The following is a 13,423-nucleotide window of genomic DNA, read 5'->3' as shown; positions in this document are numbered from 1 at the left end:
CATGAATCTGAAACAGCTGGAAGCGTTTGTGAAGGTGGCGGAGATGAAGAGCTTTTCCTCTGCCGCGAAGCTGCTTTATCTTACCCAGCCCACAGTGAGCGCGCATATCGCTTCTCTTGAGAAGGAACTCAATGCCTGTCTCCTGGTGAGGAGTACAAAGGGAGTCGCGCTCTCAGAGGCGGGCAAGGAACTCTATGCCTACGCGGAACAGATGCTGGAACTGGAGCAGAAGATCCGGGCGAGGTTCGGGCTGGGTGCGGGCGGGAGAGGAAGTGTACTGCGGATCGCAGCGTCCACTGTCCCGTCCCAGTATCTACTCCCGGATATCCTGTCATCTTTTCGGGAGAAATACCCCGGCGAGCAGCTCAAGGTATTTGAGACGGACAGTGCAGGCGTGGTGGACATGATCCTGACCCATAAAGCAGATGTCGGTTTCACGGGGACTGTCCTGGAAAAAGGCGGCTGTACTTACCTGCCGTTTTATCAGGATGAACTGGTCATCATCACTCCTGCCACAGAGCGTTTCCTCAGCAGGCAGGGGGCGGATGTGGCGGCATGGATCAGGGAAGAGCCGCTGATCTTAAGGGAAGAAGGATCAGGCACGAGAAAGGAGACTGCAAGGCTCCTTTCCCGGATGGGGATCGATATGGCAGAGTTCTGTATTGCGGCTGTCATGGAGAATCAGGAGACGATCAAACGTTCTGTCAGGAGCGGGATGGGGATCTCTATCCTGTCCGGGCTTGCGGCTGAGGATGACGTGCGCGCGGGAAAGCTCCTGGAATTCCCTCTGGGAGCGGAAGGGGGAAGCCGGTCGGTCAACCTTGTATTTGACGCGGCTTATCCGGTGCTCCCGGCAGCGGATAAGCTGATCCGAAAGGTAAAAGAGATCTATAAGGTAAAAGAAATCTATAAGGAAAAGAGACCTGTAAGATAAAAGAGAGCTGTAAGATAAATGAGAGCTGTCACGCCGGGGATAAGCTCACTGATTTATAGATATTATCTATAAGTGAAAAAGAGTTATCGCGGTTTTCGATTAGACGGGTGCGGCAGCGCAGTTTATACTGATATCAGCGGAACTATCGCAGAAAAAGGACCCGCGGGAAAAAGGCGCGGGGAACCGGCGGAAGAGCGGAAGGAAGCGGAAAAGATACTATGATCTACATGGACAATGCGGCAACTACGATACATAAACCGGAAGAAGTCAGGGCGGCTGTAATGGCCGCCTTTGATACGATGGGAAATGCGGGAAGAGGGGCGTCCGTCCCTGCGCTGGACGCTTCCAGGATAATCTACGGCACCAGAGAAAAACTGGCGCGTCTTTTTCATGCCGGAGATCCGAGACGGATCGTATTCACTGCGAATTCGACAGAGAGCCTGAATATTGCGCTGAAGGGCCTGTTTTCCAGAGGAGATCATGTAATTACCACAGTGCTGGAGCACAACTCCGTGCTGCGGCCGCTCTATGAATGCCGGGAAAATGGCGTGGAGCTTACGATCCTCGGCTGTGATGGGAAGGGAAGGATTTCCTGTGAGGAGATGGAGGCAGCGATACAGGCGGATACAAAAGCAGTCGTCTGCACCCATGCGTCCAACCTGACCGGGAATATGATCGAGCTGGAAAGAGTGGGAGCTATGGCGAAACGGCACGGGCTTCTTTTTGTCGTGGACGCGTCCCAGACCGCGGGAGTCTGGCCCATCGATGTTGAGAAAATGCAGATCGATGTACTCTGCTTTACCGGTCATAAGAGCCTGCTCGGTCCCCAGGGGACAGGCGGGATGTATGTCAGGGAAGGTGTGTATATCCGCCCGCTGCTGTCAGGCGGGAGCGGGATCGATACTTATAATGAAAAGCATCCTGCAGAGATGCCCACGGCGCTGGAGGCGGGGACTCTGAACGGGCACGGTATCGCCGGGCTGGGCGCTGCCCTGTCATGGATCGAAAAGACCGGCATGGACCGGATCAGGCAGAGGGAGTTGTCCCTGATGAGAAGGTTTTATAACGGAGTCTTTCGGATACCGGGAGTCACAGTGTACGGGGATCTTGAGACAGAAAAGCGGGCTCCTGTCGTATCCCTGAATATCCTGGATTACGACTCTTCCGAGGTGAGTGACGAACTCAGCACAGTGTACGGGATCGTTACGCGCCCCGGCGCGCACTGTGCGCCTCTGATGCACAGGGCGCTGGGGACGGTGGAGCAGGGAACTGTGCGGTTCAGTTTTTCCTTCTTTAATACCGAAGAGGAAGTGGATCTTGCGATAGAAGCCGTGAGAGAATGCTCATGTACGGTAAGGAAGCAAGCAACCGAAAACAAGAGATAGACCGCCAGCACTACACTATTCCGAACCAAAGACCAAAAGATAAGCATTGTGGGAAAATCTAAACTTTTGGATTTTCCTACAATGCCAACTACGGCGGAATCCCTCCCACTCCTTATATCTTTCTGTATACATTGAATTTGTATTTAGTAAAATGCAGACAACACCACGGATCGGCTTTTGGTTGGACAATTCCAACCAAACACCACAGCAGACAGCAGAAAACATTCTGAACGCTAGGAAGCCGGTATGATTGTTACATATAAGGGGAAGAAAAATTTCTTTTAGGTACTTGCTTTCCTAAAACTGATGTGATACAATGATTTAATCCAGAAAAGGAGTAAAAAATATGCGGCAAGGTATTCTTAAATAAAACTATAATCAAATAGTGGGAACAAAGGATTATGATAGCTCCTTTTGTAGGGGCTTAGTTTTTTGTACCCAATTTAAGAATACTTTTGCCTTATCAATTTTGACATATCCCCAAAAACAGCAATCACAAACAGGTGTATGCTGTATATGTGTATGTCCGCAACTTATAATCCCCAGTGGTAAAAGTATTTTACTGCTGGGGATTTTTATGCCCTTTGGGGCTGTAAAGGGAGGACAATCACATGAAAATAATCAATATTGGAATTCTTGCCCATGTAGACGCTGGAAAGACGACCTTGACGGAGAGCCTGCTATATGCCAGCGGAGCCATTTCAGAACCGGGGAGCGTCGAAAAAGGGACAACGAGGACGGACACCATGTTTTTGGAGCGGCAGCGTGGGATTACCATTCAAGCGGCAGTCACTTCCTTCCAGTGGCACAGATGTAAAGTTAACATTGTGGATACGCCCGGCCACATGGATTTTTTGGCGGAGGTGTACCGCTCTTTGGCTGTTTTAGATGGGGCCATCTTGGTGATCTCCGCTAAAGATGGCGTGCAGGCCCAGACCCGTATTCTGTTCCATGCCCTGCGGAAAATGAACATTCCCACCGTTATCTTTATCAACAAGATCGACCAGGCTGGCGTTGATTTGCAGAGCGTGGTTCAGTCTGTTCGGGATAAGCTCTCCGCCGATATTATCATCAAGCAGACGGTGTCGCTGTCCCCGGAAATAGTCCTGGAGGAAAATACCGACATAGAAGCATGGGATGCGGTCATCGAAAATAACGATGAATTATTGGAAAAGTATATCGCAGGAGAACCAATCAGCCGGGAAAAACTTGCGCGGGAGGAACAGCAGCGGGTTCAAGACGCCTCCCTGTTCCCAGTCTATCATGGCAGCGCCAAAAATGGCCTTGGCATTCAACCGTTGATGGATGCGGTGACAGGGCTGTTCCAACCGATTGGGGAACAGGGGGGCGCCGCCCTATGCGGCAGCGTTTTCAAGGTTGAGTACACCGATTGCGGCCAGCGGCGTGTCTATCTACGGTTATACAGCGGAACGCTGCGCCTGCGGGATACGGTGGCCCTGGCCGGGAGAGAAAAGCTGAAAATCACAGAGATGCGTATTCCATCCAAAGGGGAAATTGTTCGGACAGACACCGCTTATCAGGGTGAAATTGTTATCCTTCCCAGCGACAGCGTGAGGTTAAACGATGTATTAGGGGACCAAACCCGGCTCCCTCGTAAAAGGTGGCGCGAGGACCCCCTCCCCATGCTGCGGACGACGATTGCGCCGAAAACGGCAGCGCAAAGAGAACGGCTGCTGGACGCTCTTACGCAACTTGCGGATACTGACCCGCTTTTGCGTTGCGAAGTGGATTCCATCACCCATGAGATCATTCTTTCTTTTTTGGGCCGGGTGCAGTTGGAGGTTGTTTCCGCTTTGCTGTCGGAAAAATACAAGCTTGAAACAGTGGTAAAGGAACCCTCCGTCATTTATATGGAGCGGCCGCTCAAAGCAGCCAGCCACACCATCCATATCGAGGTGCCGCCCAACCCGTTTTGGGCATCCATAGGACTGTCTGTTACACCACTCTCGCTTGGCTCCGGTGTACAATACGAGAGCCGGGTTTCGCTGGGATACTTGAACCAGAGTTTTCAAAACGCTGTCAGGGATGGTATCCGTTACGGGCTGGAGCAGGGCTTGTTCGGCTGGAACGTAACGGACTGTAAGATTTGCTTTGAATACGGGCTTTATTACAGTCCGGTCAGCACGCCGGCGGACTTCCGCTCATTGGCCCCGATTGTATTGGAACAGGCATTGAAGGAATCGGGGACGCAGCTGCTGGAACCTTATCTCTCCTTCATCCTCTATGCGCCCCAGGAATACCTTTCCAGGGCTTATCATGATGCACCGAAATACTGTGCCACCATCGAAACGGCCCAGGTAAAAAAGGATGAAGTTGTCTTTACTGGCGAGATTCCCGCCCGCTGTATACAGGCATACCGTACTGATCTGGCCTTTTACACCAACGGGCGGAGCGTATGCCTTACAGAGCTGAAAGGATATCAGGCCGCTGTCGGTCAGCCGGTCATCCAGCCCCGCCGTCCAAACAGCCGCCTGGACAAGGTGCGCCATATGTTTCAGAAGGTAATGTAAAGATACATAATCGTCAAGACGGCAACAATCAGAAGTTATGGAGGGTAACAATGGAATATAGTAAGGAAGATTTAATGGAAGCAAAAAAGCAAATTTGGGGAGTGGGAGAGAACATGGGAACAGAGGAAAGTAAAAAAATCTGGGAGGAGAACGCACAATTTTGGGATAATGCAATGGGTGACGAATCTAATGAATTTCACAGAGAGGTAGTGCGTCCCAAAGTAACGGAACTTCTATCTCCTAATCCTGCGGATTACATTTTGGATATTGCGTGTGGCAATGGAAATTATTCTTCGTATCTTGCACAAAGAGGCGCTTCGGTTGTCGCTTTTGATTACAGCAAAAAAATGATAGAATTGGCTAAAAGACGGCAATCACAATATGCAAAACAAATTGAATTTTGTGTGGCGGATGCGACCGATAGAAAAAGTATATTAGAATTAAAAAGAAATCGAGCCTTTACGAAAGCAGTTTCTAATATGGCAATTATGGATATTACGGATATTGAACCACTTCTTATGGCTGTTTATGAACTGTTGCAGGAAAGCGGAATTTTTGTCTTTGCAACGCAACACCCTTGTTTTGTCACGTTGACTGAAAAATATATGACACCGCACAGTTACTATGATATAGCGATTGAAGGGCAACCGAAAGAGCAGATTTATTATCATCGTTCCATACAAGATATTTTTAACCTTTGTTTTAGAGCTGGATTTGTCATTGATGGATTTTATGAAGAATGTTTTAAAACCAACAAAGAAATTCCTATGGTAATGATAGTAAGGCTTAAGAAGGTAAAACGTGATAGCTTAAAATAAATTCAAGTTTGTCGGGTAAATAGCAAACCCAGCCGAGCCAGTCAACGGTCAAGATGAACGGCGCATATGCGCAGCCGTTGACAGCCCCGCCCGCCTTTGCTGGTAGGCAATCAAGGGGCGACAGCAAGAAGTGCCACCGCCCCGCACTATTATTCAGAAAGGGGAATTTCCATGACCGACCAGATAGCCTATCAAGAATATATCCAGCGCAGGTACAACGCCTTTTGCAAGACTGTTATCCGCTGTGCCGCCTTGGACAAGATTTTGAAGCTTAAACGGCAATGGGAACGGCAAGTTTCCCTTGACTATCTGATGAACGAGAAGTTTGTCCAGTTTGCCGCGTCGGAGCCGGACGAGGAATACCCATTTACCGTCTGCGGTCAGACCGTCCTGCTCTGCAACGCCGCCCTTGCCGACGCGATCTCTGTTTTGCCGGAGCAGACGCGGGAAGAAATCCTGCGCTATTACTTTCTGCGCCAGCCGCAGCGCGTGATCGGCGCGTGTATTGGCCGGTCACGCAGCACAGCGGGGCGGCATATCCAGCTTGCCTTGCAGCGGCTACGCGAAGAAATGGGGGTGAGCCGGTATGAGTAGACTTCTCCCCTATGAAACAATCCTCAAAGCCCGTGAGGGCGACCCAGAAGCCGTGAACGCTGTCCTGCTCCACTACGCCGGATATATCCGCTATTTCTCAAAAGTGAACGGGCAGGTCAACGCCGAGGTGGAGGACTATGTAAAGCAGCGGTTAATTGACTGTCAATTCAAGTTCCGGCTTGACGAACCACCGGACAAGTCATAAAAACTGAATACCAGCCGCCACCGACGCGGCCAGCGAAAGCAGTAAGTCTTGAAAAAGATTTACTGCTTTTTTTGTTGTCCGGCTCCGCTCCCGGCCATTTTGCCCCCTGCCGGTTGTAGTAGTAAGCGAGGAGGGAATTTTTCTGCCCTGGTGTTTGGCATTTGGAGCATTTACCCGTAGTAGAGGGCAAAGAGAAAGGATTTCTCCAACACCGGGTAGAAACCACTGCGTCCGGTGTCATTTTAGCGAAAGCGGGCAGGAATGCCCTTTACAGGATTAGTAGTAGCAGAAAAAGAGAAACAAACTTTTGTGGTTGCAGTTTTCCAAAAAAGTGGCGGACGGAAGTGAGAGAAAGTTTGCAGTCACGGAGAGCAAGTTTCTACCACGGTGCCAAAATCCGCAATTCTGCAGTTTTGCCCCTCGCGGGAAACTTGTTGGGGAGTGCCTTCCCCAAACCCTGCTCATGCGCCCTTACGGGCGAGAAAGGAGGTCACACCATGCGAAAGAAATACAACACGCCCCACCGCAGCCGCGTTGTGAAAACCCGGCTGTCCGAAGATGAGTATGCCGACTTCACAGCGCGGCTTGCGCCCTATGGTATCAGCCAGTCCGAATTTCTCCGGCAGGCGATACGGCGGGCGACCATACGCCCGGTTGTCCATGTGTCGTCGGTCAATGACGAGTTGCTTTCCGCTGTCGGGAAGCTGACAGCCGAGTACGGCAGGATCGGCGGCAACCTCAATCAGATTGCCCGGTATCTGAACGAATACGGCGTACCCTACAACACCCTTTCCGGCGAGGTACGCGCCGTCATATCCGACCTTGCCGTCCTCAAGTATGAAGTCCTCAAGAAAGTAGGTGACGCGGTTGGCAACACTCAAGCATATCAACTCTAAAAACGCCGACTACGGAGCCGCCGAGCAATATCTTCTCTTTGAGCATGACGAGTTTACCATGAAGCCCGTCCTTGATGAAACCGGCAGGCTTATCCCCCGCGAGGACTACCGGCTGTCCACGCTGAACTGCGACGGGGAGGATTTTGCCGTTGCGTGTATGCGGGCCAATCTCCGCTATCAGAAAAACCAGCGGCGGGAAGATGTGAAAAGCCACCACTACATCATCAGCTTTGACCCGCGGGACGGGCCGGACAACGGCCTGACCGTAGACCGGGCGCAGGCGTTGGGGGAACAATTCTGTAAAGAGCATTTTCCCGGCCACCAGGCCCTTGTCTGCACCCACCCGGACGGGCATAACCACAGCGGCAACATTCATGTGCATATCGTCATAAACAGCCTGCGGATTGAGGAAGTGCCGTTCCTGCCCTACATGGACAGGCCGGCCGATACGAAAGTCGGCTGCAAGCACCGATGTACCGACGCTGCCCTGCGCTACTTCAAATCCGAAGTCATGGAGATGTGCCACCGGGAGGGGCTTTATCAAATCGACCTCTTGAACGGCAGCAAGAACCGCGTCACCGACCGGGAGTATTGGGCGCAGAAAAAGGGACAGGCCGCGCTGGACAAGCAGAACGCCCCCATGATTGCCGATAGTATCACGCCCCGGCAGACCAAGTTTGAAACGAACAAGGAGAAGCTGCGGCAGACCCTACGGAAAGCCCTTGCCACCGCCGCCAGCTTTGACGAGTTTTCCTCTCTGTTGCTGCAGGAGGGTGTGACCGTCAAGGAGAGCCGGGGGCGGCTTTCCTACCTCACGCCGGACAGGACAAAGCCAATTACCGCCCGGAAGCTGGGCGACGATTTTGACCGCGCCGCTGTCTTTGCCGTTTTAGAGCAAAACGCCGCCAGAGCAGCCGAAGCGCCAGCCAGATCCCCCGATCCCCCACGCACCATAAAAGACCGCTTGCAGGTTGCCAGAGCCGAGATAGCCGCCCCGAAACAGGACGGAGTGCAGCGGCTTGTGGACATTGAGCAGAAAATGGCCGAGGGCAAAGGCCGGGGCTATGAACGCTGGGCGAAGATACACAATCTGAAGCAGGCCGCCAAAACGCTGTCCGTCTACCAGCAATACGGCTTTACTTCCCCGGAGCAGTTAGAAGCCGCCGTTGACACCGCCTATCAGAAAATGCGCCAGACCAGCGGCGAACTGAAAGCACTGGAAACGAAGCTGCAAGGGAAAAAGAAGTTGCAGCGGCAGGTGTTGGCCTACGCCCAGACCAAGGCCGCCCGCGACGGGCTGCGGGCACAGAAATCCGAGAAAGCCCGCGCCGCATACCGGCAGGCCCATGAGAGCGATTTTATCATAGCCGACGCAGCAGCCCGGTATTTCAAGGCGCATGGCATTACCAAGCTGCCCGCCCGGAAAGCGTTGCAGGCCGAGATCGAGCAGCTTATCTCCGAGAAAGACGGCCTGTATAACACCTATCACGAACAGAAACAGCGGTTCAAGGAGTTGCAGACCGTCAAGCGGAACATCGACCAGATTTTGCGCCGGGACGAGCCGCACCGCAGAAAGGAGCAGAGCCATGAGCGATAACCTGCCCCACATGGACTACCGCCAGCACCGGCGGGCGCGGCGGCTGGTACATGAGTGCTGTAACTACGATGAGGGGAACTGCCTGCTATTGGACGACGGGGAGCCTTGCGTGTGCGTCCAGAGCATTTCCTTTTCCCTCATGTGCCACTGGTTCCGTGTGGCTGTCCTGCCCCTTGACGGGGAGCTGGCCGCAGCCCTCTTGTGCCGGGGAAGCCGGAAACGGTGTGCCGTCTGCGGGGCGGCCTTTGTCCCCAAATCCAACCGGGGAAAATACTGCCCCGACTGCGCCGGGCGCATGAAGAAAATCAAAGCCGCCGAGAGAAAGCGGAAACAAAGGCAGAGATGTCACGCTTTAGAGCCTTTCAAACCCGCATAAATCAAGGCTTTTTTCGTGGGTGTCAAAGGGTACGCGATACATTTATCCTTTTCCCCCGGAAACGGCGTTTTAATGCGTGACAATACGCCAAAATCAACCCGAACACAGGGAGGTGATCCTATCGCTGATTATATCAGGGCAGACACGCGGCTGCCCGCCTATCTGCCGTATCCCCGTTTCCTGCTGAAAATGGAGATTTCACAGACCGCCAAGCTGCTGTATTCGCTGCTGTTAGACCGTTCCACCCTCTCCCAGAAAAACAAGTGGCTGGACGACGAGGGCAGGATTTATATTATCTATCCCATCGCGGAGATAGCAGAAATACTGGATAAAGGCAGCACCACCATCAAGGGGGCGCTTAATGAACTGGACACGGCGGGGCTGTTGGAACGGGAACGGGGCGGCTTCTCCGCACCGAACCGGCTTTATGTCAAAGTACCGCCAGTGCCACAGGTACAGTTTTCAGACCAACTGATGGCCGGAAGTCCGCCCCTCATAGAGCCGGAAAACCGTCCTACTGATGGTCAGAAAACCGACCTTATGATGGTCGGAAAACCGTCCCCTAACCAAACTACTATAAACAACCTTACAGAGAGCCAAACAAAGGGAGTGAGTGGGGGGCCGTCCGCGCCCTATGGCCGATATGGAAATATTTTTCTGTCACAGACCGAATACGACGAGTTGCAGGCAGAGTACCCTGACAGGCTGGAACGGTTCATCGAGGAAATGAGCCGCTACCTTGCCGCCAACGGGAAAAGCTACCAGAACTATGCCGCCGCCCTGCGGATATGGGCGGGGAACGACAAAAAGGAAGCCCCTAAAAAGGGCATACCAGACTACTCATGCAAGGAGGGCGAGAGTTTATGAAGAATGAAATCAACGCGGTTTTGGAGAATATGACGACCACCATCCCGGAGCCGGAGGACTACACCGGCGAGGACGGTTTACTGTACTGCGGCAAGTGCCGCAAGCCGAAAGAAGCCTATTTTGCGCCGGATAAGGCCGCTATCTTCGGGCGCGACCGCCACCCGGCAGAGTGCGACTGCCAGAGAACCGCCCGCGAGGAACGGGAAGCCGCCGAAAAGCGGCGCAGACACCTTGACACCGTGGAAGAACTGAAACGCCGGGGCTTTACCGACCCCACCATGCGGGACTGGACTTTCGAGAACGACAACGGCAGGAACCCGCAGACCGGGCTTGCCCGCCGGTATGTGGAGCATTGGGAAGATATGCGGACAGACAATATCGGCTGCCTGTTCTGGGGCGGCGTAGGCACCGGCAAAAGCTACCTTGCAGGCTGTATCGCAAACGCCCTCATGGAGAAAGAAATCCCCGTCCGCATGACGAACTTTGCTCTTATCCTCAATGACCTTGCCGCCAGCTTTGAGGGGCGCAACGAGTACATTTCCCGCCTTTGTCGTTATCCGCTGCTGATCCTTGACGACTTCGGCATGGAACGCGGGACGGAATACGGGCTGGAACAGGTGTTCAATGTGATTGACAGCCGTTACCGCAGCGGCAAGCCGCTGATCGTCACGACCAACCTTACGCTGGACGACCTGCACAACCCGGAGGACACCGCCCATTCCCGGATTTATGACCGCCTGCTTTCCATGTGCGTCCCGGTACGCTTTACCGGCGACAACTTCCGGCAGGAAACCGCCAAGCGGAAAATGGAGAGCATGAAGAAACTGATTACCGACTGAAAGGAGTATTGCCTATGGCAGATAACAAGCAGCACGACACCCGCACCACCCGCCGCCCTGACTGTGTGACGGAAATCCGCATGGGCAATTCCGTCCTTGTCGTGTCCGGCTATTTCAAGAAAGACACCACAACCACAGCCGCCGACAAAATGGCGCGGGTACTGGAAGCGGAAGCCGCTGCTACACAGGAGCCGACTTATCCGGCGTGAACCGGGGCATGGAAAAGCGGCCATGCCAGGGAGCATGACCGCTGGAACGAAAATCGGAAGTGCTTTAGCAATTCTTAATCTCATTCTCTATAAAATAATTTGCAATTTCAAAGGCTTTTATTCTTCTCTTTGCCAATGTGATTTGTGATTTATAACGCTCGGAATTATCCTTTGATTCAAATGTTTTTACTGTTTCTCTTAGCTTGTGCAGAGTTGAATCAATTTGCCTTTTGGCCGCGGTTAATTCATCTATTGTATACTTCATGTTTTCTCCTTTAACTTCTGATTTTTTTGTTAAATCAGAGTATACCACGGAGTTATGAACTTTTCTACTGCAAATATGGGACGACAACCCATACCATAAAAATCGGAAAATTGAAAAGCTGTAAAGAAGCAAATTTAACGCTTTTGCCGCTGTACAGCCCCCGCCGTTCCGTGGTACAATGAAACCACGGAATAGTGGGGCTGGCTGTCGGAAACGGAGGATTTTATGTTAAGACAAGCCACCCAAAACCTCATTACCGCCCTTTATCCGAGATTGTCCCACGAGGATGAATTGCAAGGCGAGAGTAATTCCATATCGAACCAAAAAAGGATACTCGAAACCTACGCAAAACAGAACGGCTTTACCAATCTGCGCTGGTACACCGACGACGGTTTTTCCGGCGCGAACTTCCAGCGGCCCGGATTTCAAGCCATGCTTGCGGACATTGAAGCCGGGAAAGTGGGTACGGTCATCGTCAAGGACATGAGCCGGTTAGGGCGAAACTACTTGCAGGTAGGGTTTTACACGGAAATGCTGTTCCCTCAAAAGGGTGTGCGTTTTATCGCTGTCAACGATAATGTGGACAGTGCCAGCGAGGGCATGGACAACGATTTTACCCCGCTGCGAAATCTGTTCAATGAATGGCTGGTGAGAGATACGAGCAAGAAAATCAAGGCAGTGAAAAAGTCAAAAGGCATGAGCGGCAAGCCTGTTACCAGCAAGCCGGTTTACGGCTATGTGATGGACGAGGACGAGAATTTTATTATAGACGAGGAAGCCGCCCCGGTGGTGCAGCAGATTTACCAGCTTTGCCTTGCCGGGAACGGCCCGACCAAGATTGCCCGTATGCTGACGGAGCAGCAAATCCCCACGCCGGGGACGCTGGAATATCAGCGGACAGGCAGCACCCGCCGTTATCACCCAGGCTATGAGTGCAAATGGGCGACCAACACCGTCGTTCATATCCTCGAAAACCGAGAGTACACCGGATGTCTGGTGAACTTCAAAACGGAAAAGCCTTCTTATAAGGTCAAGCACAGCATAGAGAACCCCGTCGAGAAGCAGGCCATTTTCGAGAACCACCATGAGCCGATCATCGACAAGGAAACATGGGAACGGGTGCAGGAGTTACGCAAACAGCGCAAACGCCCGAACCGCTACGATGAAGTGGGGCTGTTCTCCGGGATTTTGTTCTGCGCCGACTGCGGCCATGTGCTGTATCAGCAGCGGTATCAGAACAAAGACCGCAAACAGGACTGCTACATCTGCGGCAGCTACAAGAAGCGCACCCGCAACTGTACGGCGCACTTTATCCGCACCGATCTGTTGACCGCTGGTGTCCTGGCAAATCTCCGGCAAGTGACCGAATACGCAGCCAAGCATGAGAGCCGGTTTGTGAAACTACTTGTCCAGCAGAACGAGATCGGCGGCAAGCGAAAGACCGCCGCAGCCATCAAGCAGCTTGAACAGGCGCAGGAACGCATTTCTGAAATCAGCCGCATTATCAAGCGGCTGTATGAGGACAATGTAAACGGCAAAATCAGCGATGAGCGTTTCATGGAACTGTCGGCTGACTACGAAGCCGAGCAAGCGGAGCTGAAAAAGAGAGCCGCCGCCCTGCAAGCCGAACTGGACAAGTCACAGGCAGCTACCGTCAACGCCGAGAAATTTATGGGCATTGTCCGCAAGCACCTTGCCTTTGAAGAACTGACCCCCACTCTCTTGCGGGAAATGATCGAGAAAATTGTGGTGCATGAGTGCAGCTATGATGAGAACGGCACCCGCAGGCAGGACATTGAGATTTATTACAGCTTTGTCGGCAAGATTGACTTGCCCGAATAACCGCCCGACCTATCCGACACAATGGCCAAGTGTCGGATAGGAACGGCAAAATTTTTTGCACTTCT

Annotated in this window: 14 protein-coding genes; 13 read left to right on the top strand and 1 reads right to left on the bottom strand. The window is 52.6% G+C overall.

Features of this window, described 5'->3' with window-relative positions:
- The first annotated feature begins 1 nt into the window (after position 1).
- From B5G27_RS10460 to B5G27_RS10390, 12 genes are all read left to right on the top strand, one after another.
- On the top strand, positions 2–934 hold the full coding sequence (locus B5G27_RS10460) for a selenium metabolism-associated LysR family transcriptional regulator (protein ID WP_087178824.1): 933 nt from the start codon (positions 2–4) through the stop codon (positions 932–934).
- Positions 935–1,152: 218 nt separating this feature from the next.
- A complete protein-coding gene (locus tag B5G27_RS10455) occupies positions 1,153–2,319 on the top strand; it encodes an aminotransferase class V-fold PLP-dependent enzyme (protein ID WP_087178823.1) in 1,167 nt (388 codons plus the stop codon).
- Between the two features lie 611 nt (positions 2,320–2,930).
- Positions 2,931–4,850 carry a tetracycline resistance ribosomal protection protein Tet(W) gene (gene tet(W) / locus B5G27_RS10445; protein ID WP_002586627.1) on the top strand — a complete coding sequence of 640 codons (1,920 nt, stop codon included), beginning with the start codon at positions 2,931–2,933 and terminating at the stop codon, positions 4,848–4,850.
- A 50-nt stretch (positions 4,851–4,900) separates the two neighbouring features.
- Positions 4,901–5,668: a class I SAM-dependent methyltransferase gene (locus B5G27_RS10440; protein WP_002586626.1), complete on the top strand. Its 768-nt coding sequence runs from the start codon at positions 4,901–4,903 to the stop codon at positions 5,666–5,668.
- A gap of 171 nt (positions 5,669–5,839) precedes the next feature.
- Entirely contained in the window at positions 5,840–6,262 is a 423-nt protein-coding gene (locus B5G27_RS10430; RefSeq protein WP_002586616.1) for a sigma-70 family RNA polymerase sigma factor, read from the top strand.
- Positions 6,255–6,467 carry a helix-turn-helix domain-containing protein gene (locus B5G27_RS10425; protein WP_002586615.1) on the top strand — a complete coding sequence of 71 codons (213 nt, stop codon included), beginning with the start codon at positions 6,255–6,257 and terminating at the stop codon, positions 6,465–6,467. The genes B5G27_RS10430 and B5G27_RS10425 overlap by 8 nt, the downstream gene beginning before the upstream one ends.
- Before the next feature lie 497 nt (positions 6,468–6,964).
- Complete coding sequence (locus B5G27_RS10415) at positions 6,965–7,363, top strand: plasmid mobilization protein (RefSeq protein ID WP_087178822.1); 399 nt, start codon at positions 6,965–6,967, stop codon at positions 7,361–7,363.
- On the top strand, positions 7,335–8,960 hold the full coding sequence (locus tag B5G27_RS10410) for a relaxase/mobilization nuclease domain-containing protein (RefSeq protein WP_002596230.1): 1,626 nt from the start codon (positions 7,335–7,337) through the stop codon (positions 8,958–8,960). The genes B5G27_RS10415 and B5G27_RS10410 overlap by 29 nt, the downstream gene beginning before the upstream one ends.
- Positions 8,950–9,336: a cysteine-rich VLP domain-containing protein gene (locus B5G27_RS10405; RefSeq protein ID WP_002596231.1), complete on the top strand. Its 387-nt coding sequence runs from the start codon at positions 8,950–8,952 to the stop codon at positions 9,334–9,336. Before B5G27_RS10410 ends, B5G27_RS10405 begins: the two co-directional genes overlap by 11 nt.
- 132 nt (positions 9,337–9,468) lie before the next feature.
- Entirely contained in the window at positions 9,469–10,203 is a 735-nt protein-coding gene (locus B5G27_RS10400; protein ID WP_087325174.1) for a replication initiator protein A, read from the top strand.
- Positions 10,200–11,042: an ATP-binding protein gene (locus B5G27_RS10395; protein ID WP_002596233.1), complete on the top strand. Its 843-nt coding sequence runs from the start codon at positions 10,200–10,202 to the stop codon at positions 11,040–11,042. Before B5G27_RS10400 ends, B5G27_RS10395 begins: the two co-directional genes overlap by 4 nt.
- A gap of 14 nt (positions 11,043–11,056) precedes the next feature.
- Entirely contained in the window at positions 11,057–11,251 is a 195-nt protein-coding gene (locus B5G27_RS10390) for a transposon-encoded TnpW family protein (protein ID WP_002596234.1), read from the top strand.
- Positions 11,252–11,315: 64 nt separating this feature from the next.
- On the opposite strand, the gene B5G27_RS10385 is transcribed toward B5G27_RS10390, so the two are convergent.
- Positions 11,316–11,516, bottom strand: coding sequence for a hypothetical protein (locus B5G27_RS10385; RefSeq protein WP_002596235.1), 201 nt, complete (start codon positions 11,514–11,516; stop codon positions 11,316–11,318).
- 225 nt (positions 11,517–11,741) lie between these two features.
- On the opposite strand from B5G27_RS10385, the gene B5G27_RS10380 reads away from it, so the two are divergent.
- A complete protein-coding gene (locus B5G27_RS10380; RefSeq protein ID WP_002596236.1) occupies positions 11,742–13,358 on the top strand; it encodes a recombinase family protein in 1,617 nt (538 codons plus the stop codon).
- The last annotated feature ends 65 nt before the right edge of the window (positions 13,359–13,423 follow it).

Source organism: Lachnoclostridium sp. An76, assembly GCF_002161355.1.
GTDB lineage: Bacteria > Bacillota > Clostridia > Lachnospirales > Lachnospiraceae > Mediterraneibacter > Mediterraneibacter caccavium.
This window is presented reverse-complemented; position numbering and strand designations above follow the sequence as displayed.

What these genes read in the sequence shown, in the direction of transcription:
- B5G27_RS10415 (WP_087178822.1), top strand. Translation starts at nt 6,965, where the DNA reads ATGCGAAAGAAATACAACACGCCCCACCGCAGCCGCGTTGTGAAAACC.
- B5G27_RS10460 (WP_087178824.1), top strand. Translation starts at nt 2, where the DNA reads ATGAATCTGAAACAGCTGGAAGCGTTTGTGAAGGTGGCGGAGATGAAG.
- B5G27_RS10385 (WP_002596235.1), bottom strand. Translation starts at nt 11,516, where the DNA reads ATGAAGTATACAATAGATGAATTAACCGCGGCCAAAAGGCAAATTGAT.
- B5G27_RS10390 (WP_002596234.1), top strand. Translation starts at nt 11,057, where the DNA reads ATGGCAGATAACAAGCAGCACGACACCCGCACCACCCGCCGCCCTGAC.
- B5G27_RS10430 (WP_002586616.1), top strand. Translation starts at nt 5,840, where the DNA reads ATGACCGACCAGATAGCCTATCAAGAATATATCCAGCGCAGGTACAAC.
- B5G27_RS10425 (WP_002586615.1), top strand. Translation starts at nt 6,255, where the DNA reads ATGAGTAGACTTCTCCCCTATGAAACAATCCTCAAAGCCCGTGAGGGC.
- B5G27_RS10405 (WP_002596231.1), top strand. Translation starts at nt 8,950, where the DNA reads ATGAGCGATAACCTGCCCCACATGGACTACCGCCAGCACCGGCGGGCG.
- B5G27_RS10440 (WP_002586626.1), top strand. Translation starts at nt 4,901, where the DNA reads ATGGAATATAGTAAGGAAGATTTAATGGAAGCAAAAAAGCAAATTTGG.
- B5G27_RS10395 (WP_002596233.1), top strand. Translation starts at nt 10,200, where the DNA reads ATGAAGAATGAAATCAACGCGGTTTTGGAGAATATGACGACCACCATC.
- B5G27_RS10380 (WP_002596236.1), top strand. Translation starts at nt 11,742, where the DNA reads ATGTTAAGACAAGCCACCCAAAACCTCATTACCGCCCTTTATCCGAGA.
- B5G27_RS10455 (WP_087178823.1), top strand. Translation starts at nt 1,153, where the DNA reads ATGATCTACATGGACAATGCGGCAACTACGATACATAAACCGGAAGAA.